Raw genomic sequence first — 24401 nt, forward strand, 5'->3', positions numbered from 1 at the left:
AATTAGAATGATTTTTTCATCGTGATAAATTTCATGTCTGTCATTTCCTCTATAGCCCATTTAATCCCTTCACGACCATAGCCACTCATTTTTATGCCGCCATATGGCATATTATCCACTCTAAATGTCGGAATATCATTTATAATAACTGCTCCTGCCTGTAATTCATCTGCTGCATATAGTGCATCTGACAATACATTCGTGTATATTCCTGCATTTAAACCAAGTTCCGACTCATTTACTAGTCGAATAGCGTCGTTTAATGTTTCATATGAAACAATTGAGACGATTGGTGCGAAAGTTTCCTGACAAACAACTTTCATATCAGGAGTAACGTTTGTCATAACAGTCGGCGTTAATGTTCTTTCTGTGAATGCCCCCCCTGTTGCGACTACCGCACCCTGTTCTTTTGCCTCCTCAATCCATTGGCGAATGCGTTCCACCTCATTTGGATGAATCATTGCACTCACATCTGTATTTCTATCTAATGGATCTCCTACCACTAATTTTTCTGTTTCCGCTACAAATGCCTTTGTAAAATCATCGAAGATCGAAGAATGTACATAAATTCGTTGTAATGAAATGCAAACTTGTCCAGCAAAATTAAAGGCACCTCCAACACAACGAGCTATAATTTTATCAATTGGTGTCGAAGGTTCGACAATAACCGCAGCATTAGAACCAAGCTCTAACGTTACTTTCCGCAAACCAACCTTCTCTTTAATACCCAAGCCAACCTTACCGCTTCCTGTAAAAGTCACCTTTTTCACAAGCGGATGTGTAACGAGTGTATCACTAAGCTCTCCACCACTACCTGTCAATATTTGAAGAGCTCCGTCAGGCAAACCTGCTTCTTGAAAAATTTCAGCCATTATAATTGCACTTAATGGTGTTTGTGTTGCGGGCTTTAATACAACTGTATTTCCTACTGCAAAGGCAGGACCTAGTTTATGTGCTACTAAATTAAACGGGAAGTTAAATGGCGTAATGGCGGATATAACCCCAATCGGTTCACGCTTTGTCCAGCCAATACGATCGCCTGCTCCAGGTGCAGCGTCCATTGGGACTGTTTCACCCTTAGCCTGCTTTGCCCCCTCTGCCGCAAATTGATAGGTTGCTATTGTACGTTCTATTTCCATTAGACCTGCTGATATAGGTTTACCTGCCTCTAAGGCTAAAATTTCTGCAAATTCTTCTCTACGCTGTCGCATGATATGGACAACTTTATATAATATTTCTGCTCGTTCGTAAGCTGTTGTCTTTTTAAATGTTTGGAATGTCTCCTGTGCACCTTCTATCGCCCGTTCAACATCTGCAATTGACGCTTTAGCAACCTTTGCAATAACCTCACCGCTATATGGTGAACTTAGCTCATATGTTTCCTGTGCATTCTGCCACTGACCATTAATCCAAAGTTTTGTTTCCTTCATCCTTCAATTGCACCTCCATAAAATCATATTCATTCTTTATTTTATCACGAAGAGCTTGAACTAGATGCTACAGTAGCTGCAGTAACCGCTGCTAACATTGCAGCCTGTTGTGCTTGAATTAATAATTCAATAGACGACATGATTGTCATGGATAAAGATTGTTGCACCTTAGCTATATCATAAATAGCAATTTGGATAGCCATAAATAATACAAATTCACGATGCCATTTCAAAAGTTTCATGCCCTTTAATTCATGATATAAATCTATAATTTGTTGAAGGTGAACATTATTTACCTCAAGAATGGCTAAAAAACCAAGCAATGGGTAATGCATCGTTTTAACTTTAACATCCTGTTTTTTTAATGTATCGCGAATCGTCACAACACTTGATACCAGCTTATTATCGTATTGAGGAGATAAGAAAGTCAGTACCTGTGATAACCATTGTAGTTCATTGCCAGCATTAAAATTGTAGGTACGTAATTCTTTATAATAACGGTTCATCGTTTCCGCCCGTACTTCAACATCATCCATTGAGCTACTCAATAAAACAGCATATGGGATATCTTCATAGGACGTTAAAAATCGATGATGCTTGCGAATTGCATCAAATAAAGCCCTCGCTGACTGTGCATGTGCATGTTTTCCGCTTTCCTCTTCAGTTAAAAACTGAGCTCCTATAAAGGTAAAATTACCACTTCTAAAATTGGCTTCCTTCATTATTGAGACGTTTGTTAGCAAATTTTTCACAGCATGCTCTACATCCTCTTGCTCCATCAAGTTTGCAGCAATGCTGTACCCAACTGTTGTTCTTAAAGGGGACATCCATGATGATTGCTTCTTCATTTCTTGTAATACTTCTTTATATTTAACAGAATCAAAGCTCTTCCCTGACGCCACATATTTGCTAGCGATTGCTAAGATAATTTTACGGTCAACTGTCCAGCCCGCAGCCTTCGAAACCGCTTCCACTGTTTGAGTAAATTGATTTTCAATCATAGCATAATCCATATTCAGTACACTCCTTTTTTCTATTATATACGTAAAATCCAATTGAAAGGATTCAGATAACAAATCACCCAATCTCCACTTATCTTCTACATTCTAAAAAATATCTTCAGTTTGTAACAATTAACATAAAAAGTAAGCTTAATGTAATGTATGTTACTCGATTTTATATGGTTTAATGGAAATAACAAATACGAATGGAGGTAATTATATTGAATAACATAACCAGTAGAAAAAAATCTTTATTCACAGTAACTCTACAAGACCGAATACAGCAATTTTTACTGTTACGTAACTCTCCAAGAAATATAGCCCTACATACACTTTTTCAAAAAAATTAACATAGAAAAAAACAGCGGCACTGCACTTTTGCCGCTGTTTAAACATGATCCTACATCTTTTTTTGCTTATCCTACAAGGAGCAATTTTTAGTACAATAAAGGTTTAAATTAATCCTAATTCCTTTAATTCCTCTGTGGAAAAGGCCCTTGATCTTGTTAAAAATCGCTTTCCTTCAACACCCTCTAGTGAAAACATGCCACCTCTACCTTCAACCACGTCTAAAATTATTTGTGTATGCTTCCAGTAATCATATTGATTTTTATGCATATAGAAGGGAGCTCCACCAATCTCCCCAAGACAAATATCCTGGTCACCTAGTATAAGATCGCCCTCTGGATAACACATCGGTGAAGATCCATCACAGCAACCGCCTGATTGGTGAAATATAACAGGTCCATGCTTTTCTTGCAATAATTCGATTAGTGCCAGCGCTTCTTCTGTTGCTAAAACACGCTCGACCACGCTCATGCACCTCCCTACTGATTAGAAGAAACCTAGTTTGTTTTCACTGTAGCTAACTAATAAGTTCTTCGTTTGTTGGTAATGAGATAACATCATCTTATGATTTTCGCGACCAATACCTGACATTTTGTAGCCACCGAATGCTGCATGTGCAGGATAAGCATGATAACAGTTTGTCCAAACACGTCCTGCTTGAATACCACGACCAAATCGATAAGCTGTATTCATATCACGTGTCCATACACCTGCACCTAAACCATACAATGTATCATTCGCAATTTCTAATGCTTCCTCTTTTGTTTTAAATGTTGTGACAGCAACAACTGGACCGAAAATTTCTTCTTGGAAAATGCGCATTTTATTATTCCCTTTGAAGACAGTTGGTTTAATGTAGTAGCCATTTTCAAAGCCTGAACCTACATTGTTTTTCTCTCCTCCAATTAGACATTCAGCGCCCTCTTGCTTACCAATATCTAAGTAAGAAAGAATTTTCTCCATTTGCTCACTTGAAGCCTGAGCACCCATCATTGTATTTGGATCAAGTGGATTTCCTACTTTAATGGCCTCTACACGCTGTAAGACACGCTCCATAAATTTATCGTAAATAGATTCCTGGATTAATGCACGAGAAGGACATGTACATACTTCCCCCTGGTTCAGTGCGAATAACACAAAGCCCTCTACTGCTTTATCTAAAAAGGCATCATCTTCATCCATAATATCCTCAAAGAAAATATTTGGTGACTTACCGCCTAATTCTAATGTAACTGGAATAAGGTTTTGTGAAGCATATTGCATAATTAGGCGACCTGTCGTTGTTTCACCCGTAAAGGCAATTTTACCAATTCGTGGACTAGATGCTAGCGGCTTTCCTGCCTCTAGACCAAAGCCATTCACAACATTAAGGACTCCTGATGGCAATAAATCTTCTATCAATTCAAGAAGCACCATAATCGAAACTGGTGTTTGCTCTGCAGGTTTTAACACCACACAGTTTCCAGCTGCAAGTGCAGGTGCTAACTTCCAAACAGCCATTAATAGTGGGAAATTCCAAGGAATAATTTGACCAACTACTCCAATAGGCTCATGGAAGTGGTACGCAACTGTATCATTATCGATTTGGCTTACTGCACCTTCTTGTGCACGTAAAGCACCCGCAAAATAGCGGAAATGATCAATTGCTAGAGGGATATCTGCATTTAATGTTTCACGTACCGCTTTCCCATTATCCCATGTTTCGGCAACGGCTAGCTTTTCTAAATTTTGCTCCATACGGTCCGCAATTTTAAGTAAAATGTTTGCACGCTCTGTTGCGGATGTTTTACCCCACGCATCTTTTGCGGCATGCGCTGCATCAAGTGCAAGTTCAATGTCCTCAGCTGTGGAACGCGCTGCTTGTGTAAAAACTTGTCCAGTAACAGGAGTGATATTATCAAAGTATTGACCTTTCACAGGGGGTGTCCATTCTCCACCAATATAATTATCATATTTCTCTTTGAATTGAACTACCGATCCTTCAGTGTTTGGAAATGCATAAACCATTTTACTTCTCCCCTTTACACAAAATAATGAGAAAATATCTACAAAAACTATTATTATATATCGAAATAACAATAATTTCATAGAAACCCTCTTACTCAATATATTGTCAGAAACGAAAAATAATTTCAACTTTTTTAAAAATTTTACGATTAATTTATTTTTACTAGAAAAGCTTCTAGCATTCACGGTGTAACCAACGATAATGTATACTTAAATTATATAAATGTATAGGAGAACAATATGCGCATTAATAAATATTTAAGTGAAACTGGCATCGTCTCTCGTCGTGGTGCGGATAAATGGATTGAAGAGGGAAAAGTAACTATTAATGGAGAGGTCGCCACTGTTGGCAGTAAAGTCGAAGCTGGTGATGTTGTTTGTGTTGATGGAAAAGAGGTAAAAAAAGAGGAACAGCTCGTATATATTGCCTTAAACAAGCCAGTTGGAATTACTAGTACAACTGAACGTCATATAAAAGGGAATGTCGTTGATTTTGTCAATCATCCTCTACGAATTTTCCATATTGGACGTCTGGATAAGGAATCAGAGGGACTATTATTATTAACGAATGATGGAGATATAGTAAACAAAATTCTCCGTGCAGAAAACCATCATGAAAAAGAATATATAGTGCAAGTTGATAAACCAATTACGGAGCAATTCATCAAGAAAATGGGGGCTGGTGTAGATATTTTAGATACGACAACCTTGCCATGCCATGTAGAAAAAATATCAGATAAAGTCTTTAAAATCATCTTAGAACAAGGTCTAAATCGTCAAATACGCCGTATGTGTTCAGCTCTCGGTTATTCCGTTAAGCGTCTACAACGAATTCGTATCATGAATATCAAACTTGGGCCTTTAAAGGTTGGGCAATGGCGTGATTTAACGGACAAGGAACGAGCAGAACTATTCAAACTACTTCAATACACACCTAAATAAAGCATGGTAAGGGGAGAGAATTATGCTTTCAATACAAAGTACTGAACTGTTAACAGGAGCACGTATTAGTGGTGACTTTTGGGATTTAGATGAGCTCATCAATGCTATTCACAAAATAACAGGGGATGAAAATAAATATTATGATTATCAAGGTTCTCGTCTTCGTATCTTGAATGTTTGCTACAATTTACGCCAAGCTACTAAGGGGGAGCGTCAACTGGAATTTGTCAGTAATGGCCTTACTAAAAGTATTCTGACACAGCATGAATTAATTTTCCCTAATAAAAACGCCTATTTCTCAACGGAGATACTTTGGCCTGAGCTTATCTTTGTGGCCATTGCATTAAATGACTTTATTCAACTACACAAAGAGTTAATCGATTCTTCTGATTGGAATATTGATGTCGCTGCCATACGTAAATTCCAGGGGGCAGTTGCTGATTGCCTTGAACAAGAACTAAATGAGGAAGAGTTTTTAGTATTTTTAAGAATGCTGCATACGAAAAATCCCTTAACATTTCGCTATGCTACACAATATATCGATATACTGAACCTAGAGTATATTCAATTAAGCTGGGAGGAACGGAAAGCCCATTTGGCGGCATTTGCTTTGCGCATAATGTTAGAGGATGATGAGTATGTATCCCTCAAATCTCAGCTAATGGAAGCTGCCATTTCTACAAAAAAGGCATTACATGATATTGAAATAAAGACCAATTACCCTGAAAAAATTTTGTGGTAAACAAAAGTGCCGTCTCACATTTAGCTGAGACGGCACTTTTTTATCGAATCGATGGATAAGCCATTTTTCTAATAACACCCTCATGCTGAGGATAATCAGCTAAAAGCTCATCTTGTGTAAATAATTCAAAGTCCTCAAAATCAAAGCCTGGCGCCACCATGCAACCAACTAAGCTAAATGTATCTTCTACCTCTACAGAGGAGCCAAAAATAGTATTTTTCGGTACAGCTATTTGCGGTACTTCCCCTGTTTCAACATCTAAGCCTAATTTTCGTGCCTCATATGTACCATCTGGAAAAATCATATGTACTGTCAGAGGACTTCCTGCATGATAATACCAAAGCTCATCTGATTTCAAACGATGCAAATGAGAGATATCCTGCGAACGTAATAAGAAATAAATACTAGTATAAATCGGTCTTTGCACATCTCTAACCGCTATATCCTCAGAAGCTCGAAACGAGGATATATAATATCCCCCCTCTGGATGCTCCCCTAAATTTAATTTTTCTATAAAATATTGTGCTGAATACTTCATAATCTCACTCCTTTTATTCACCATATCAAATTATAAAGGAAGAATGCTACTGCTATCTGTCTCTTTTAGTTTCTATCCTTCACTTCTCCGACTTTCCACACGCAAAAAGGCACCTCTACATTGAGATGCCTTCTCTCTTATAAACCGCCTAAATATGCTGCCTTTACTTGTTCACTTTCTTGTAGCTCTTTTGCTGTACCAGAAAGAACAATACGCCCTGTTTCCAATACGTATGCTCGATTAGCTACTGACAGTGCCATATTGGCATTTTGCTCAACAAGCAATACTGTAGTACCTTCTTTATTGACCTGCTCAATAATATTAAAAATATTTTTTACCATGAGCGGCGCAAGCCCCATTGAAGGCTCATCCATTAATAACAGCTTGGGTTTTGCCATTAATGCACGCCCCATTGCAAGCATTTGTTGCTCACCGCCAGATAATGTTCCTGATTGCTGTTTACGACGCTCTAGTAAACGTGGGAATAGCTCAAAAACGTGGTCCATATCTTTTTTTATGCCTGCTTTATCATTACGAAGATAAGCCCCAAGCTCCAAGTTTTCCTCTACTGACATATTGGCAAAAACACGACGTCCTTCAGGAACATGGGAAATACCAGATTTCACAATTGACTGAGCTGCCTTCCCTGCGATAGAGAAGCCCTCATATTCAATAATGCCTCCCTTAGGTTTTAGTAAGCCAGACAATGTTTTTAATAATGTACTTTTACCAGCACCGTTCGCACCGATTAATGTAACAATCTCACCCTCGTTTACTTCTAAAGAGAGGCCTTTTAATGCTTGTATATTTCCGTAAAATACATCTATATTCTGTACTTTTAGCATTAGTTGATAACCTCCTCACCAAGGTAAGCTTCAATTACCTTTGGATTGTTGCGAATTTCCTCTGGTGTCCCATCAGCGATTAGTTGACCATGATCGAGCACATAGATCCGTTCGCAAATACCCATAACTAAGCTCATATCATGCTCAATAAGAAGAATAGTCAATCCAAATTCTTTCCGAATAAATGCTATTAACTCCATTAAATCATGCGTTTCCTGTGGGTTCATCCCTGCTGCTGGCTCATCAAGTAATAAAAGCTTAGGCTTTGCTGCAAGGGCACGAGCAATTTCTAATCGACGTTGCATTCCGTATGGCAAGTTTTTTGCCAGCTCATCTTTATAAATATCTAGACCAAAGATTTTTAAAAACTCAATGGATTGAAGCTCCATTTCTGCCTCACCTTTAAAATGATTTGGCAAGCGGAAAATGGAGGACCACATTGAATGCTTAGCAAGCGAATGATTGGCTACCTTTACGTTATCTAGAACAGACAGCTCTTTAAATAAACGGATATTTTGGAATGTACGGCTAATACCCTTTTGTGTGACTTGATATGGAGCAAGCCCATTAAGCTTTATACCATCAAATGTAATAGTACCCTCAGTTGGCGTATAAACACCTGTCAGCATATTAAAGCTTGTCGTTTTCCCAGCACCATTTGGTCCTATAAGACCAACTAACTCACCCTGATTTAGGTACATATTAACGCCCTGTACAGCCTTTAAACCACCGAATTGAATGCCCATATTTTCAACATTGATAAGAAGGTTTCCAGTCATTATTTTGTACCTCCTTTTTTACCAAACTTAAATAGATCCGTAATTTCCTTTGTTCCCATTAAACCCGTTGGACGGTACAGCATAACAACAATTAATACTAAGCTGTAAATAATCATACGTGTCTCTGGGAAGTTTGCGAGGTAAGCTGAAATCATAGTTAGGAAGATCGCAGCAATAACAGAGCCCGAAAGACTTCCTAATCCACCAAGTACAACATAGATTAAAATATCAAATGATTTTAAGAAACCAAAAGTAGTTGGCTGAATAATATAAAAATTATGTGCAAATATTGCCCCTGCAAGTCCAGCGAAGAAAGAACCGATAGCAAAAGCTACTACTTTATAATAAGTAGTATTAATACCCATTGCATCTGCTGCAATTTCATCCTCACGAATCGAAATACATGCGCGTCCATGGCGAGAATTCGTAAAGTTTGAGATTACTAGAATTGTTAAAAAAACACCTACGAATGCATACGTCCAATTGGATAAATATTTAACCTGCATCCCTGCTGCTCCACCTACATAATCCGTATTTAAGAAAATAATACGAATAATTTCTGCAAAACCAAGTGTAGCAATTGCTAAATAGTCACCCTTTAATCGTAATGTTGGAATACCTACAATTAATCCTGCAACTGCTGCAGCTAATGCCCCTAAGAAGATTGCTAATGGGAATGGCAGCATAAGCTTTGTTGTAATAATAGCAGAGATATATGCCCCTACTGCTAAGAACCCCGCATGTCCAATTGAAAATTGACCTGTAATCCCAATAACAATATGCAAGCTGACCGCAAGCATAATGTTAATACACATTGTTATTAGCATATTTTGATAGTAAATATCAAGTGCACCAGAGGTAATAAGAATTTGTACAACTGCATAGATGACTAGCGCTAATACGGCATAGCCCCAGAAAACTTTAGACTTTTTCATAATACCGCTCACCTACACTTTCTCACGGGCATTTTTACCAAAGATACCCGATGGTCTGAAGATTAAAATTAAAATTAAAATAACGAATGCTGCTGCATCACGCCATAAAGAGAAGCCAAGCGCACTCACTAATGACTCCACTACACCTAATAACATACCGCCAACCATAGCACCAGGAATAATTCCTATACCACCAAGAACGGCTGCGATGAACGCCTTAACCCCAGGAATAACCCCCATTAAAGGATCAATTTTCGTATAATACACACCAAAGATAACGCCTGCAGCTCCTGCTAATGCTGAACCAATAGCAAATGTCGCTGAAATGGTATTATCAACGTTAATTCCCATTAAACGTGCTGCATCCGCGTCATGAGAAACGGCACGCATCGCCTTTCCGATTTTTGTTTTATGTACGATGAATTGTAAAAGAATCATCAGTACAATTGCGACAGATAAAATTAAAATGGATGTACTACTGATTTGAACGCCAAAAATATCAAATGATTTATTTTTAATGACATCAGGATAAGCTGCTGGTTGCGCACCTCTGAAGAAAATCGTTGTATATTCGATTAATAGTGAAACACCAATTGCAGTAATTAATGCAGCAATACGTGTTGCATTCCTTAGACGCTTATACGCAATACGTTCAATGAGAACACCAAATATTGCACAGATTACCATCGCCAATAATAGTGCTGGGAAGAAGCCAAGTTCCCATTTAGCGATTGCGTAAAAGCCAATAAATGCCCCAATCATGAAAACATCGCCGTGGGCAAAGTTAATCAGCTTAATAATCCCGTATACCATCGTATACCCTAACGCTATTAATGCGTAGATACTACCTAGTGAAATACCATTCACAAGCTGCTGTATCCATTCCATGAGCGTTCACTCCTTTTATTTTTTGAAAAATCCAAAAACGGGACGTACTCTACATGTTATTATTGAATGCAGAATAAATTGTGTCCCTATCAAAAGTTTTTTCCGATTCCCTTTGCTAGAATCTATTTATTTGCAAATTCTAGCTATCTACTACACATAAAAAAGGAAGGCGTGTTTACCCGCCTCCCCCTTACTACAAACATTAAGGATTAACTTTAGAGTTGAACACTTGTTTACCGTCTTGGAATTCAAGAACTGTTGCTGTTTTAATTGGGTTATGTTGTTTGTCAACTGAGAAAGTACCTGTTACTAATGAAAGATCCTTTGTTTTTGCTAATGCATTTTTAATTGCTTCCCCATCTGTAGAGCCTGCACGCTCAATTGCATCTGCAATATAGTAGATTGTGTCATAGCCAAGTGCATTGAATGCATCAGGTGCTTTATCCTTGTTCGCAGCTTTAAATGCTGTTACGAAGTCTTGAATTTTCGGATCTGGGTCTTCCGCAGAGTAGTGGTTTGTAATATATGTGTTATTCAGCGCTTCCTTACCAGCTAGCTCTACTAATGTTGGTGAATCCCAACCATCAGCCCCCATCAATGGAACATCAATGCCCAAATCGCGCGCTTGTTTAACAATTAAACCAACTTCTTCATAGTATCCAGGGATAAAAATGAAGTCAGGGTTCGCCCCTTTAATATTGGTTAACTGTGTACGGAAGTCAGTATCTTTAGCTACATATGCTTCTTCTTTAATGACTTTACCGCCATTTTTAGTAATTGTTTCTTTAAATGATTTTGCTAGACCCTTAGCATAATCAGAGGCATTGTCAGCAAAAATAGCTACATTTTTCGCTTCTAATTTATTGGAAGCAAAGTTTGCTGCTACAATTCCTTGGAATGGATCAATAAAGCAGGTACGGAATGCATATTCATTAATAGTACCTTTCTTATCATCATTTACTGTAATATTTGGAGCTGTCCCAGATCCAGTAACAATTGGAACTTTATTGTCATTGGCAATTTGCACTGTGGCAACTGTATTACCAGAAGTTGCAGGAGCTAACATCGCTACTACTTTATCCTGTGTTATTAGTTTAATGGCTGCAGCAGTCGCCTCTGAGTTTTCTGATTTGTTATCAACTTTAATCAGCTCGATTTTTTTCCCATCGATACCACCTTTGTCATTAATCTCTTTCACAGCAAGCTCTGCGCCTAATCCAATCGAAGATCCATAAGAAGCTACGTTACCTGAAAGCTCTAGGTTTGCACCGATTTTTATTGTACCGCCATTAGCTGAACCTCCACCTGATGAACCACCTGAGGATGAGCTTCCTCCTGAACTTGAGCTATCTCCAGCACCACAACCAGCAAGTACACCAGCAAGTAATGAAGTAGCAACTAAAAGTGAACCGAACTTTTTAAGCTTTTTGTTCTCTTTCATAATTATATTCCCCCTGAAAATTTCTCAAATATTAGATATTTCTGATAATTATAAACAATTAAATGCAATTCCTCAATAGCGAAAATAATTATTTATAACTATCTAAAACTGAATTAAATATTATTCATTTAAGCCTTTTACATTGTAAAACATTCTTTATATTTAGTCTAGAGTGATTTTTCAGTATAATTAGTTATTTAAGAATAATCTATCAATTTTCAGTTTATACTTGTATAAACCTATTATTATTTGTTTTTTTATAAAAAAATCTTTTATATGAAGTCCTTTTTTCGAAAATTGAATGATTTAGTTCAAAAAAGTTAACTATTAATTATGTTTATAATTTGGAAATACTTGACTCCAATTACTATCAGAAAGCCATATTATATGTTTATTTCCGGGAAAATAAATGCTACATTTGCTACCTAACATTTGAGTAACAATTCCAATAAGCATTAAAAAAACTTAGAGTGGATGCTCTAAGCTTTTTTTAACGCAAACACACAAAGGCGCTCGTTTATATTTTTTTCATTTTCTAAATGAATCTCATGGATTAATTCAAATGGTGTTCCATGAAGTAAAAACTGCAAATAATCATATGGTGGGTAGTAAAGAATAATATGAATCTCACGCATATGTTGCTCATATGACTTCCAAATATTATGAATGACTGTACGGAAAATATGAATAGAGAACGGGTTGAAAAAAAAGAAAACTGTGTCGCTTGGTTGAATTAAATATTCTTCCGCTATTGTATGAATAAAGGAGATGGGTATAGGAGCATTATTTTTTTGAAGATAGCTCTTTTTATTACTCTCTGCTTCTGCATAAAAACCTGCATCCATTTCAATTCCAATTGTCTGGATATGAAATTTATGATGTACATAAATAGGAACTCTTCCTTTTCCACATCCCATATCAATAAACACTGGATTTTCAGGCATTTGATAGCCGGAAAATAATTGTTCTAGGCCCGTATATGGTGTTGGCTCGTAGCGATGATAATGCGCAAGTTTAGGAAAACCATACTGTTCACCAACTGTATTAATATGCAAATACTTATCATATTGTTGTTCATTCATACTAGTTGACTCCTCAAAAAAAGAATGCTTAATTTTAGCACGATAAAAAGCAAAACCATACCCAAAAGTTTTGGATATGGTTATTTTTTTAACGACCTCTTCGCTTGAATTTAAGAACACCAAGAAGGGCAGCTATTAACAGGGTAAAACAGACGATTATTGTAATCACTGTATTTTTATCAATGACCGTTGCTTGATTTAACTGTTCATTATTTTGACCAGGCATTCCCATCGGTCCACCATTTTGATCGGGTCTTTGCATTGGACCAGGGCGCTCCCCTTGATTATTGTCATCCTGATTGAAAGGAGGAAGCTGAGAAGGATCAAAATCCTCTGGTAGCTGACTAGGGTCAAAATTCTCTTGCATAGGGTTGCCACTCACATCACCATTATCATTAGGATTAGTCATCCCTATATTACCTTGTGATGTTGAAGCTTCTACAACAAGCTCGCCAGACAATTGCTTTAAAATAGATGCTGATCGTTGCTTAGCAAATTCCGGGAGACTATTTTCCCCTTCTCCGGCCTCTAAAAATTGCTCAGTTGTAGAGAATTTCGTAGGGTCTGCTTCCACATAAGTTGTTAATAACACTGCTAACTTTTTAGTAATGCTTTGGATATATTCTTCTGTTAAGTAATTAGTAGCCACTTCCTCTAAATAGCCTTCATATTTAGCACGATATTCTTCATTTGAGAGTAAGGCATTTAATAGAGGTCTATCCTCTAATGTTACGCCAGATACAGGGGTACTCACACTAAAATTAATAGCACTATCTTCCATAAGATTGCCAGACAACCCCATCTCCATATTGAATCCACCCTGTTTTCGGTCACCGTTTGGCTGCTGTCCTTGTTGTTGAACGCCATTATTTGGAAACTTCATATCGGGTTTCTCCAATTGCTCATTCATCTGTGCATCTCCCAATTTTTTCTTTTCAGCATCGGCTGGAATTTGATTATTGTCACCCATTCTACCGCCAACACCAAAGCCACCAAAGGACATATTAAAATCCCAGGGTATAATCGAAAACACACCATTGTCTTCATACAAATAGTAATTGTGTTTCATATTGCCCTGATAACTATCAAGGCTTACAAGTGCGGTGTTCATAGCAAAATAACGTAACATTTCATCGACATCAATATATTTTTCAATATCGCCGCCACTATTGATGGCCTCAATCATTTCAATGAACTTTGATTGATCAACATTGCCTTCATTCGTTTTTAAACCAATCCCCGTGTAATCAGCAATATTATCACTTATATATTTCAAATCACTGCCTGTCCCATCTGGCTTAAACAAAAATCCATCATTAGAGCCGTAGTTATTTGCCAGGAATGTTTCATCTACTGCCTCTACACCTAAAAATAAGCCTCGTTCTTCCCCATTAACAGTGACATACATATAGGAATGGGCAGGTGTAGGTAATCCCATTTGTTCCATCAGTTCATAAGAAATATATTCTCTCATCAATGTCGAATCACTAAAATTATTATTTAAGTTTAATTTTTTCAATCCATATAAGCTTTGCGTATCATCATAGTAATCGAAATCGATTTTTAAGCTATATCGATCCGAGTCACTACTTACAACAGAGTGTAGTGATGAACTTCCTTTCGTACGAATTGCTACATTCTCTATTCTCCTACCATTGACTGTGATATTGGCTTGCTTTAGCTCCTTATCTGTCGCATTTTCCAGCATGTCTGCCCAATCTTCCTCAGCAATCTCAATATCTACCGTTGTTACTTTATTTTTATTAAACACAATATTCTCATAAGAAAACTCGGTATTTTTGGTTTCAATGCCTATGTTGGGAAGTACAGCATACAATACGACAAAGAGGAGTAGTAGAATTGCCATACAGAGATAGACAACTCTTGCTTTAATCATGATTTTCACCTCTCTTCATAGGTTTCTAAAAGTGCTAACTAAGCTGTGAAATTACCATCGTAACTAAGCATTACTGCTGATTTTACTCCAGGTACTTTTGTAAGATTGTCCATCAATTTGGCATCATTTTGTTTCACACGAATTTCATAGGTTGTTTCAATTTCATCATGTTGCATAATAGATTTTGATTTTAAGGAGAATTTTTTAGATTGTGTAGCTATAATTCTTTCTACTTCATCACAAGCTAGTTCTTCTTCAAATTTCACAATTAATAAATATGGATTTTCCACAGTAATTTTGTTTACAAAGACGAGTAGCACAAGCCCAATTAAAACTGCACCAATAATAACAAGTGGTATAAACCCTGCACCACATAGAATCCCAGAAACGATTGCCCAGAAAATATAGACTAAATCCATAGGGTCTTTAATGGGTGTTCGGAAACGCACGATTGATAACGCACCAACCATACCTAACGATAACAACACGTTTGAACTGATTCCCATAATAACGAGCGCAGTGGCCATTGTCATAATTAGCAGTGAAATATTAAAAGAATGGGAGTAAATTACACCATTAAAGGTCTTCTTATATACAGCGTAAATAAAAAGTCCAACAAAGAAGGCTACTACTAGGCCAATAACTGAATCTATTAATGAAAAAGATGTTGTTTTTTCTAAAAAGTTAGATTTAAAAATATCACTAAACTTGATTGTATCCATTGTTCATTTCTCCTTTATATTAGCCGTACATTCGACTAAGTTGATATTTTGAATAGGCTTCTGCACGTGTATCTACTGATTGCAGCAAATACTTAATCATATCTGGTAAGTAGTCATCATATTTCACCTCTAAAATAACTAGGTTTGGTTCAAGTACATCCACCATAGGTAATTTGGTATTAAACATATCTGTATTACGGAGACTTGACTGTACCTTACTATCAAAGGTGATTCTAACGTTTCCATAAGCATACATATAAGCCTCTCGCTCATAATCGACGACCGTAACTGGCTTCAGTTGGTTATACTTTACTTCCTGATATAAATCACTAATTAATGGACGTTGATCTTCTTCCATCCAAGATGTTTCCCCACTACGCATTTTTTCATATTCCTTTCGAGAGATAGCACACTTTGTTTTAAAGGTAAGATTATTACGCTTACTTTTCCTTTCCAAATTAATAATGGTTGAGGATTTATCGTAAATTCGTACCCGGTATTTATCACGGTTGATATACCCCTCCTTTTTCTCATTAAGAACCTTATTAGCAAAATTATCGAAGTAAGTGCTGCGAATTAAATATTTACCATCCATCCCTGCATGCTTGTCTAACTGCATCACATGCCGCAGTTTTGATTTTAATAAGGCATAGTCGGGATAAGAAATTGCTTGTTTGATCTCCCTTCGACCGTTAGGATTAAACGAAGTTATAGTAGACATATAAACCACTCCTTATTTTCTCTCGATTTTATATTCCTCTTGTTTTTCATCTAGCCAAGATGTATATTCTTCATTTATCCGCTCTTCAAGAATAGTGGCATAAACATCAGCTTTGACATCCTCGAGTACTGCCTCTTTTGCATGTACCTTATCGGTTACTTTAATGATGTGATAGCCTTCAGATGTTTGAACAATATCACTAATGCTATTTTTCTCAAGACTGAATACTACTTCCTCTAATGCCTCGTCCATTTGACCTCGACTAATAGTACCGATGTCACCACCATTTTCACTTGTTGCTGAATCTATTGAATATGCCTTCGCTAGCTCTGAAAAATCCTCACCAGCTTTTAGCTTTTTCAGTACATCCTTTGCCGTTGTCTCATCCTCCAATAAAATTTCACTTGCTACAACCTCTTCTTGCTGTCCATAGCTCTCCTTATTGTTATCAAAATATTGAGCTACTTCCTCATCTGTAATATCTATGCCTGTAGCAATAACATTTTTGGTAAGCTGGTATATGCGAATATTTTCTTTTACACTTTTCTCTGTAAGTCCATTAGCTTCCAAAGCTTCCTGTAAGGCTTCTTCACCACCATATGACTCCATTAACTCTTCATACTCTGATTGAATACTGTCCTCTGATACAGTGACACCTAGCTTTTTTGCCTCAAGCTCAACCATTTTGTTCGCGATTAATGTTTCAAGCACTTCAGTACCGTATTGTTCACGCAACGCATCATCTAATTCCGCTTGTAGAATTTTCTCTCCATCCACCTTTGCTACGTACCCACTACCCCCAGCACAACCGGCTAGTAGCATGACGAATCCAGCAGATAAGATTAGCGTTCGGAAAAGCCTATTTTTCATAGCATGATTCCGCCCTTTCTTTTAGCTTCTCGTTTACAAAGCCTACTATAAAGGTTCAATGTGTCAGTCAGATGTCAGCTTTACATTTCCTTCAAAAAATCTTTACAAACGAAAAAGCTACCACGCCTTTTATAGCGTAGTAGCTTTTTTCAATGATAGGTCAAAGCATGTTCCTGAAGAATTGCTTTCTATTAGTCGCAAATCGCCACCAATTGACTGAGCCATCATTTTACTAAGTGATAAACCTAAGCCTAGTCCTCGAATGGTATATTTTTTATTTTCACCTCTAAAAAAGCGTTCAAAAATAAATGCCTGCTCCTCTTGAGGAATACCATGCCCAGTGTCTCGCACAGTAATGGAAACCGAATCATTCTTTTTCAGCAAGCTAATCGTGACGGTTCCCTCCTGCATGGCCTGCCTTGCATTCGTTAATAAATTTGTGATAATTTGCTGCATACGGACAACATCAGCCTGAACATAGACGGGTTGTGCAAGCAATTGTATGTGGATTTTTACTGCCTCTTCTTCCTGCATTACCTCCCACTGTGTAACTGCATCACGTATAAGTGGATTAACATTAACTGTCTCTAGTCTGACCGGAATGGCATCGACAGCGAATTGATTGAAGGCTAGTAAATCGCCCACCATAGTCTTCATTTTTGTCGTTTCAACTAATGCCATTTGAATAAATTCTTTAGCATCCTGCCCCGTAACAACGCCATCCCTCACTGCTTGTAACAGTCCACTAATTGATGTGACAGGTGTTTTAAGCTCATGTGTAACACCTGCTAATAGTTCCGTTCTTGTTTTTTCCAATTGCTCTAAACGATTAGCCATTTCCTTAAAGGATGTAACAAGCTCATAAATTTCCTCTTCCTTATTATTTCCAGGCAAATTGACTGTATAATTACCCTCTTGCACTTGCTTCGCGGCTTCGGCTACCTGTTTGATTGGATGTGCCAAACGCCTTGACAGCAAATAAATAGCTCCCCACCCTAATAAGGCAAGAGCTCCTATCAGTAACGCTAATTGACCATATGCTTGATTTACTTTCGTTAAGTTTTCTTTTTTCTCAAGCACAAGCACCCAGCCAACTAGCTTTTGATTACTTTCGACTTTTCGTTTTACAACATATTGAACTGTCTCTTGTCCTTTATTCATTTCGATTATTTTTTTAGTACCTTCTTCACCCTCAAGTAAATGGGCGACATTTTTTGCACTGCCTGGAGGAATTGGTCGATTACTTGTTAAGACATTGCCTTCTACGTCAGCAACATATAAAATAGGATCAATTTCTCTCATGCTAAATCGTTCTCGGTTACCAATAAAACCTGGAATCCCGCCGATAGGTCCATTATTTGACCCTGTAGTATCTGTAAGACGAAATACTGTTTCATCGGCTAAAAATTTCATCATTTCCAATCTATTTTCCAATGTTGTATGACGAATCCATACGGCGGATATAAAAGAGATAATGGCTAGTCCTACAAAGAGCGTCAATAAATAGCGACTTGTCCAGTAGTTGAGCAAAGATATACGTTTATCTTTTTGGAACACTTAGCTGATACCCCAATCCACGTAATGTCTTTATTTCTCCATCTGTCTCATCCCAATCTGTCAATGCCTTTCGCAGTCGCTTCACCGCTAAATCAACTGCTCGATCGCTACCATCATACTCCCAGCCCCAAACCTGCTCAATTAACTGATCCCGTGTAAATGTTTGATTGGGATGCTCAGCCAAAAATAATAGCACCGATAAATCTCTAGGTGTTAAAATGATTTCCTCTCCATTCAGTAGTACCCGATGTGCCTTCGTATCTATTTCAAGCCCGCCAAATTTTTTCTCTACTGCAGACTGATTTCCTTTGGCACGTCTTAGAACAGCCTTTACCCTAGCCACTACCTCGTCTGCTATAAATGGTTTAGCAATATAATCATCTGCCCCTTGATCAAAGCCCTCTAAACGGTAATTTACATCTCCTAATGCCGTTAACATAATGATGGGACAAGAGCTAGTATCTCTTATTTCCTCTAAAACCCTCCAACCATTTTTCTCTGGCAACATAATATCTAGTAGCACTAAATCTGGTTGACACTCTTGAAACACAGTCAGTGCCTGCCCGCCATTAAAACATTGCATCACATCATAGCCAACCTTTTTTAAATAAGCTTTTAACACCTGACTTATTGCAAATTCATCTTCTACAATTAATATTTTTGCCATGTCCTTCACCTCGTGCCTAGCTTGTTCGTGTTATCATTATAACATCGGAATATGTCAGCTAAGTGTCCACAGTCCAATCAGACAAATCCGATTAAACGCTCTTTATATCGATGATAAACTTTACATATTTCTAAATGTCCTTTAACCTTTTATAGTATAAGCATTGCTATTCTATTGACAATGTCTTCCTACGACAATTATCATTGATTGCGAATGATAATCATTGATAATTTCATTCGAATTAAATATGTTATCTGTATCTAAAAAATGATTAGGGGGGTAGAAAACATGATTATTGTGACAAATCGTATTCAGGTTAAACCTGGCTTTGCTGCAAAAATGGCACCGAATTTTACAAAGCCAGGACCGCTACAGCAGTTTGAAGGTTTTCATAAAGTAGAGGTGTTAGTGTCAACTGATGACCCAACTTATGACGAAATGAGCGTCAACATGTACTGGGAATCAAAGGAACATTTCCAAGTTTGGCGTAATAGCGATGCATTCGCAGCTGCCCATCATCGTCCAGAATCGGGCTCAGAGGGAGCAAAACCTGAAAATAGTCCAATGATAGGCAGTAAAATTGTTATAGCAGAATTAGCGTCTTCAATCGAAGCGGCACGCTAATCCATCATTAAAAATTATCTTCTGATTCTATCTAAAAAAACCCTGCCTCTTTAAAAGTAGGCAGGGCTTTTTTGCTTTATTATTGTATGAAAATAACTAAAAGATACCCTACAATGGATAGGAAAATTGAACCGATAAGACCTGCAATAAAGGCTTTTACACCTAATTGCTTAAAGGTTTTTATGTCTACGTTTAATCCCAATCCAGCCATAGCCATACCGATTAAAATATAGGCAATATTAACAAATGCCTGTGCTACATAAGGAGGAACTATTCCTAGTGAATTAATCGCGCTCATAGCTAAAAATCCAAGAATAAACCATGGGATGATTGACAGCGAAAATGGCTCTTTTTCCTGCCCTTTCTCCATTTTTCTATAAAAAATACCAATAATAATCGCTACAGGCACGAGTAAAGCCACTCGTGTTAGCTTAACAATAACTGCCATATCGATAGCTTCATTGCCACCTGCTGATGCTGCTGCAATCACATGGGCAATTTCATGTAAGGTACCTCCTGTAAATACACCATATTCGGTTGGAGCTAAGCCAAATAATGAATAGAACAATGTATAGATTAATGTGAATAACGTGCCAAGTAGTGCGACTATCGCTGCACCCACTGCTGTTTCTTTTTCATTCGCTTTAATTTGAGGAGCAATAGCCACGACAGCGGCCGCTCCGCAAATAGCAGTTCCACAAGCCGTTAAAATGCCCAGTTTTCGTTCAACATGAAACATCTTTGCTAAACCGTAGACAATCACTAAGGCGAATACTAAATCTAATAATGCAATCAGAAAAACACTCACTCCAGCATGATAAATATCAGCTAAATTCAAGCGCATTCCCAATAAAATAATTCCAAATCTTAATAGCTTTTTACTAGAAAATGATATACCAACCTGCCAAGCATCCTGCACCTTAAAGGCTGCTCTCCAAACCATTCCTAATAAAATAGCAATGACAAGCTGGCCCAATATTGAGAAGAACGGAAATGTTGAAATATATTTCGCTACTAGGGCTATAAGGAGTGTTAACAATATCCCCTTGATAAATGCTGGAGCTAGGAAGCTTTTTAATCGATTCTGTCCATTCACCATGATGTTCACTTCTTTCATCCTTTTATGAATATACTTTATAAAAAAGTTAATCATCAGTAAAATATATATATATAATTACGATTATTAATATTTTTAATGATAGGAGTGATCGCATGCAATATGACGCTTTAAAAACATTTATCACATTAGTCGAGGTTAATAACTTTACAAAGACCTCCGAAATACTCCATATTTCGCAGCCAAGTGTCAGCTTACACATTAAAAATTTAGAACAGGAACTGCAAACCACTTTATTTATTCGTTCACCAAAATCTGTGCAAATCACACCGACTGGAGAAATTTTATATAATCGAGCAAAACAAATAATGGCCATTACAGAGCAAGCAAAGGAAGAAATTTTAGCCTATCACCATGAAATTCAAGGTACACTTACTATTGGCGCAAGCTTTACAATCGGTGAATATATCCTGCCTCCCATCATAGCAAGCCTACAACAGCAGTTTCCTCAGCTGGAGCTTCAAATTATTATTGGTAATACAAAAGAAATCATACAGTATACAAAGTTATTACAGGTTGATATTGGTCTTATTGAGGGGCAGGCACACGATCATGAACTTATGATTAAACCATTTATGCAGGATGAATTATTTATTGTTAGTGCCAGTAATCATCCTCTTACAAAAGTGCCTACTATTACTGTTGAGGACCTACAGCTGCAGAACTGGGTTGCGCGGGAAGAAGGTTCAGGTACACGCTACTATTTAGACCATTTATTTAGAGCAAATGGGCTTCAGGTACGTTCACTTCTTACAGTTAGCAGTAATCAAGGTGTCAAGGAGAGCGTTATACAGGGTCTTGGACTTTCATTGCTATCAGCAAGTGTAATTGAGCGCGAATTAAAGAGTGGGGATATCAAAATTTTACATTTAGAGGAGCAGCATTTTATGCGAACATTTTCGTATCTATACTCACCCACGATGAAAAATAAGCGTAATGCTGACACACTTATGGAAGCTATACTCAAAAAAGCTTAGCGTGCTATTAGTCGCTAAGCTTACTTAATATTCCTTGGATTTAGACGTTTACGCTCCTGCTTTTGCTCAATAATATCTACAAATTTCGCTGCCGCCCTTGAAAGTGGAACACTTTTTAAATAACACATGCCTATACTGCGTGCTGGTATTTGTTCTGTTAATGTTAGCTCATATAAAAGTCCTCGTTGCAAATAATCCTTAGAAAATTCCTTCGTTACACAGGCAATGCCTAAATTACTACGTGCGAATTCTAGCACAAGATCATGTGATCCTAGCTCAAACTCAGGTTCTATATGAATCCCTCTCGCAAATAAATAATCTTCTACATATTTTCTAGAATTTGATTTTTTCTCTAAAAAAACAAGGGGAAATTTTAAAAGATCCTCAAAGCTTAATTTTTTTGACATCAATGTTCGATATTTCTCACCGCATACAAAAATATCTTGAACCTCTGTACATACGGTTAACTGTAATGTCGCATCTTCTATTGGAAAATTACAAAGTCCTATATCCACCTCTCCAGACTTAATAAAATTACAAATTTCAGAAGTCGTTCCATTTAACATTTGTAATTTTATGTTGGGATACATGGTATGAAATGCCTCTAAATATGGCATTAAAAAAAAGCGAGAAATCGTATCTCCTACACCAATTTTTAATTGACCGGTTGTTAAATTTTTAAATTCCAGTAGCTTTTCTTCTCCGGCATCTAAAAGACCTAACGCTGAATTCGTATATTCGAATAAAAGACTACCCTCAGTTGTAAGTGTTACCCCTTTAGGTGTGCGATTAAAGAGACGTGTACCCAGTTCCTTTTCTAATTGCATCATGGCTTGGCTAACCGCTGGCTGTGTCATATATAAATCCCTAGCGGCTCTTGAAAAGCTATTATTTTTAGCAACAACACTAAAAACGCGATATAAATCTAACTTCCCTATCATATAAGCACTCCTTATAGCTATTATATGAACTATTAATTTTACTTATATCATTAAAGGGGCGTATAGTAAAATTATATTGATTATTATTTATATAAATTATTTTACCTATTAATGAGGAGAGATTATTTTGGAACGTGTAGTTGGTACAGTTGTAAGAGGTCTTCGTGGTCCAATTATTAACGAAGGCGATAATATTGAACAAATCGTTGTTGATACGGTATTAAATGCCGCTCAGATTGAAGGCTATTCAATTGAAGATCGAGACATTGTCACAGTAACAGAATCTGTCGTAGCACGTGCACAAGGAAACTATGCATCAATCGACGATATCGCAGCAGACGTTGCTACTAAGTTTGGTGATGATACGGTTGGTGTTATTTTCCCAATTCTTAGCCGTAACCGTTTCGCAAACTGCTTACGTGGTATTGCTAAAGGCGTAAAAAAAGTCGTTCTTATGTTAAGTTATCCATCTGATGAGGTTGGTAATCATCTAGTTGACATCGACGAGCTAGATGTAAAAGGAATTAACCCTTGGACAGATACGTTAAATGAAGCTGAATTCCGCGAGCATTTCGGCTATAAAAAACACACATTTACAGGTGTAGATTATATTGAATACTATAAGGAAATAATCGAAGCCGAGGGTGCTTCTTGTGAGGTTATCTTTTCAAATAATCCAAAAACAATTTTGGACTATACGAAGAGTGTCTTAACTTGTGATATTCATACACGCTTACGCACAAAACGTATTTTAACAGCAAATGGGGCTGAAAAAGTTTATAGCCTTGATAACATCTTATCAGCATCTGTTAACGGTTCAGGCTTCAATGCAGAATATGGATTACTTGGTTCAAACAAAGCCACTGAAGATAGTGTGAAATTATTCCCACATACTTGCCAGCCAATTGTTGATGGTATCCAAGCTAAACTTAAAGAGGCTACAGGTAAAACAGTTGAGGTCATGATTTATGGTGATGGTGCATTTAAAGATCCTGTGGGTAAAATCTGGGAATTGGCTGACCCTGTAGTCTCACCAGCCTACACTGCTGGTTTAGATGGAACACCAAATGAAGTTAAACTTAAATATTTAGCTGATAATGATTTTGCAGACCTTCGTGGTGATGAATTAAAAGCGGCGATTTCTGAGTATATCCAAAATAAAGATGAGGATCTAACTGGTCAAATGGCGGCTCAAGGAACAACACCACGTCGTTTAACGGATTTAATCGGTTCTCTTTCTGACCTAACTTCTGGTTCAGGTGATAAAGGAACACCAATGATTTATATTCAAGGTTATTTTGATAATTATACAAAATAGTATTATTAAAAA

At 37.2% G+C, this 24401-nt stretch carries 24 protein-coding genes; 5 read left to right on the forward strand and 19 right to left on the reverse strand.

Translation table 11 applies throughout. The annotated features are described in order from the left end of the window. Positions 1-2: 2 nt before the first annotated feature. The 4 genes from AC2CGN_RS15460 to adh form a co-directional block, all read right to left on the reverse strand. Positions 3-1430: an aldehyde dehydrogenase family protein gene (locus AC2CGN_RS15460; RefSeq protein WP_484514750.1), complete on the reverse strand. Its 1428-nt coding sequence runs from the start codon at positions 1428-1430 to the stop codon at positions 3-5. Between the two features lie 44 nt (positions 1431-1474). Then, positions 1475-2443 (reverse strand): DUF4003 family protein, encoded by a 969-nt coding sequence (locus AC2CGN_RS15465; RefSeq protein ID WP_484514752.1) that lies wholly within the window; start codon positions 2441-2443, stop codon positions 1475-1477. Between the two features lie 441 nt (positions 2444-2884). Beyond that, positions 2885-3244: a DUF779 domain-containing protein gene (locus tag AC2CGN_RS15470; RefSeq protein ID WP_484514754.1), complete on the reverse strand. Its 360-nt coding sequence runs from the start codon at positions 3242-3244 to the stop codon at positions 2885-2887. A 21-nt stretch (positions 3245-3265) separates the two neighbouring features. Next, complete coding sequence (gene adh, locus AC2CGN_RS15475; RefSeq protein WP_286925532.1) at positions 3266-4786, reverse strand: aldehyde dehydrogenase; 1521 nt, start codon at positions 4784-4786, stop codon at positions 3266-3268. 240 nt (positions 4787-5026) lie between these two features. Between adh and rluF the strand changes: the two genes are divergently transcribed. Both rluF and AC2CGN_RS15485 read left to right on the forward strand, forming a co-directional pair. Beyond that, positions 5027-5728, forward strand: coding sequence for a 23S rRNA pseudouridine(2604) synthase RluF (gene rluF, locus AC2CGN_RS15480; RefSeq protein WP_429983485.1), 702 nt, complete (start codon positions 5027-5029; stop codon positions 5726-5728). A 22-nt stretch (positions 5729-5750) separates the two neighbouring features. Beyond that, on the forward strand, positions 5751-6470 hold the full coding sequence (locus AC2CGN_RS15485; RefSeq protein WP_484514757.1) for a DUF6904 family protein: 720 nt from the start codon (positions 5751-5753) through the stop codon (positions 6468-6470). A gap of 40 nt (positions 6471-6510) precedes the next feature. Here AC2CGN_RS15485 and AC2CGN_RS15490 read toward each other — a convergent pair whose 3' ends face one another. From AC2CGN_RS15490 to AC2CGN_RS15550, 13 genes are all read right to left on the reverse strand, one after another. Then, positions 6511-7008: a cupin domain-containing protein gene (locus AC2CGN_RS15490; RefSeq protein WP_484514759.1), complete on the reverse strand. Its 498-nt coding sequence runs from the start codon at positions 7006-7008 to the stop codon at positions 6511-6513. 137 nt (positions 7009-7145) lie between these two features. Then, on the reverse strand, positions 7146-7853 hold the full coding sequence (locus tag AC2CGN_RS15495) for an ABC transporter ATP-binding protein (protein WP_283870102.1): 708 nt from the start codon (positions 7851-7853) through the stop codon (positions 7146-7148). Next, positions 7853-8632: an ABC transporter ATP-binding protein gene (locus tag AC2CGN_RS15500; RefSeq protein WP_484514761.1), complete on the reverse strand. Its 780-nt coding sequence runs from the start codon at positions 8630-8632 to the stop codon at positions 7853-7855. The genes AC2CGN_RS15495 and AC2CGN_RS15500 overlap by 1 nt, the downstream gene beginning before the upstream one ends. Next, a complete protein-coding gene (locus AC2CGN_RS15505) occupies positions 8632-9567 on the reverse strand; it encodes a branched-chain amino acid ABC transporter permease (RefSeq protein ID WP_286925526.1) in 936 nt (311 codons plus the stop codon). Before AC2CGN_RS15505 ends, AC2CGN_RS15500 begins: the two co-directional genes overlap by 1 nt. Positions 9568-9579: 12 nt before the next feature. Then, on the reverse strand, positions 9580-10455 hold the full coding sequence (locus AC2CGN_RS15510) for a branched-chain amino acid ABC transporter permease (protein ID WP_429983489.1): 876 nt from the start codon (positions 10453-10455) through the stop codon (positions 9580-9582). A 202-nt stretch (positions 10456-10657) separates the two neighbouring features. After that, a complete protein-coding gene (locus tag AC2CGN_RS15515) occupies positions 10658-11896 on the reverse strand; it encodes an ABC transporter substrate-binding protein (RefSeq protein ID WP_484514764.1) in 1239 nt (412 codons plus the stop codon). A gap of 479 nt (positions 11897-12375) precedes the next feature. After that, on the reverse strand, positions 12376-12978 hold the full coding sequence (locus AC2CGN_RS15520) for a class I SAM-dependent methyltransferase (RefSeq protein ID WP_429983491.1): 603 nt from the start codon (positions 12976-12978) through the stop codon (positions 12376-12378). Between the two features lie 88 nt (positions 12979-13066). Beyond that, positions 13067-14875, reverse strand: a complete 1809-nt coding sequence (locus AC2CGN_RS15525; protein ID WP_484514766.1) for a CotH kinase family protein — start codon at positions 14873-14875, stop codon at positions 13067-13069. 38 nt (positions 14876-14913) lie between these two features. Continuing rightward, complete coding sequence (locus tag AC2CGN_RS15530; protein ID WP_286925520.1) at positions 14914-15597, reverse strand: DUF4956 domain-containing protein; 684 nt, start codon at positions 15595-15597, stop codon at positions 14914-14916. 19 nt (positions 15598-15616) lie between these two features. Continuing rightward, positions 15617-16318 carry a polyphosphate polymerase domain-containing protein gene (locus AC2CGN_RS15535; protein ID WP_484514768.1) on the reverse strand — a complete coding sequence of 234 codons (702 nt, stop codon included), beginning with the start codon at positions 16316-16318 and terminating at the stop codon, positions 15617-15619. Between the two features lie 12 nt (positions 16319-16330). Continuing rightward, positions 16331-17188, reverse strand: coding sequence for a peptidylprolyl isomerase (locus AC2CGN_RS15540; protein ID WP_484514770.1), 858 nt, complete (start codon positions 17186-17188; stop codon positions 16331-16333). 129 nt (positions 17189-17317) lie between these two features. Further along, a complete protein-coding gene (locus AC2CGN_RS15545) occupies positions 17318-18745 on the reverse strand; it encodes a sensor histidine kinase (RefSeq protein ID WP_484514772.1) in 1428 nt (475 codons plus the stop codon). Continuing rightward, positions 18729-19412, reverse strand: coding sequence for a response regulator transcription factor (locus AC2CGN_RS15550; protein WP_484514774.1), 684 nt, complete (start codon positions 19410-19412; stop codon positions 18729-18731). Before AC2CGN_RS15550 ends, AC2CGN_RS15545 begins: the two co-directional genes overlap by 17 nt. Positions 19413-19700: 288 nt before the next feature. Here AC2CGN_RS15550 and AC2CGN_RS15555 point away from each other — a divergent pair, with 288 nt between their 5' ends. After that, complete coding sequence (locus AC2CGN_RS15555; protein WP_484514776.1) at positions 19701-20036, forward strand: heme oxygenase; 336 nt, start codon at positions 19701-19703, stop codon at positions 20034-20036. A 79-nt stretch (positions 20037-20115) separates the two neighbouring features. Here AC2CGN_RS15555 and AC2CGN_RS15560 read toward each other — a convergent pair whose 3' ends face one another. Further along, complete coding sequence (locus AC2CGN_RS15560) at positions 20116-21135, reverse strand: YeiH family protein (RefSeq protein ID WP_484514874.1); 1020 nt, start codon at positions 21133-21135, stop codon at positions 20116-20118. Between the two features lie 113 nt (positions 21136-21248). On the opposite strand from AC2CGN_RS15560, the gene AC2CGN_RS15565 reads away from it, so the two are divergent. Beyond that, entirely contained in the window at positions 21249-22130 is an 882-nt protein-coding gene (locus tag AC2CGN_RS15565; protein ID WP_429983493.1) for a LysR family transcriptional regulator, read from the forward strand. A gap of 20 nt (positions 22131-22150) precedes the next feature. Here AC2CGN_RS15565 and AC2CGN_RS15570 read toward each other — a convergent pair whose 3' ends face one another. Continuing rightward, the gene (locus AC2CGN_RS15570; RefSeq protein WP_283870115.1) at positions 22151-23071 is read right to left on the reverse strand and encodes a LysR family transcriptional regulator; all 921 of its coding nucleotides are present in this window, start codon (positions 23069-23071) and stop codon (positions 22151-22153) included. A 127-nt stretch (positions 23072-23198) separates the two neighbouring features. Between AC2CGN_RS15570 and AC2CGN_RS15575 the strand changes: the two genes are divergently transcribed. After that, complete coding sequence (locus tag AC2CGN_RS15575; protein ID WP_286925513.1) at positions 23199-24389, forward strand: coenzyme F420-0:L-glutamate ligase; 1191 nt, start codon at positions 23199-23201, stop codon at positions 24387-24389. Positions 24390-24401: the final 12 nt, after the last annotated feature.

The organism is Lysinibacillus sp. DFXJR4, from assembly GCF_057196045.1.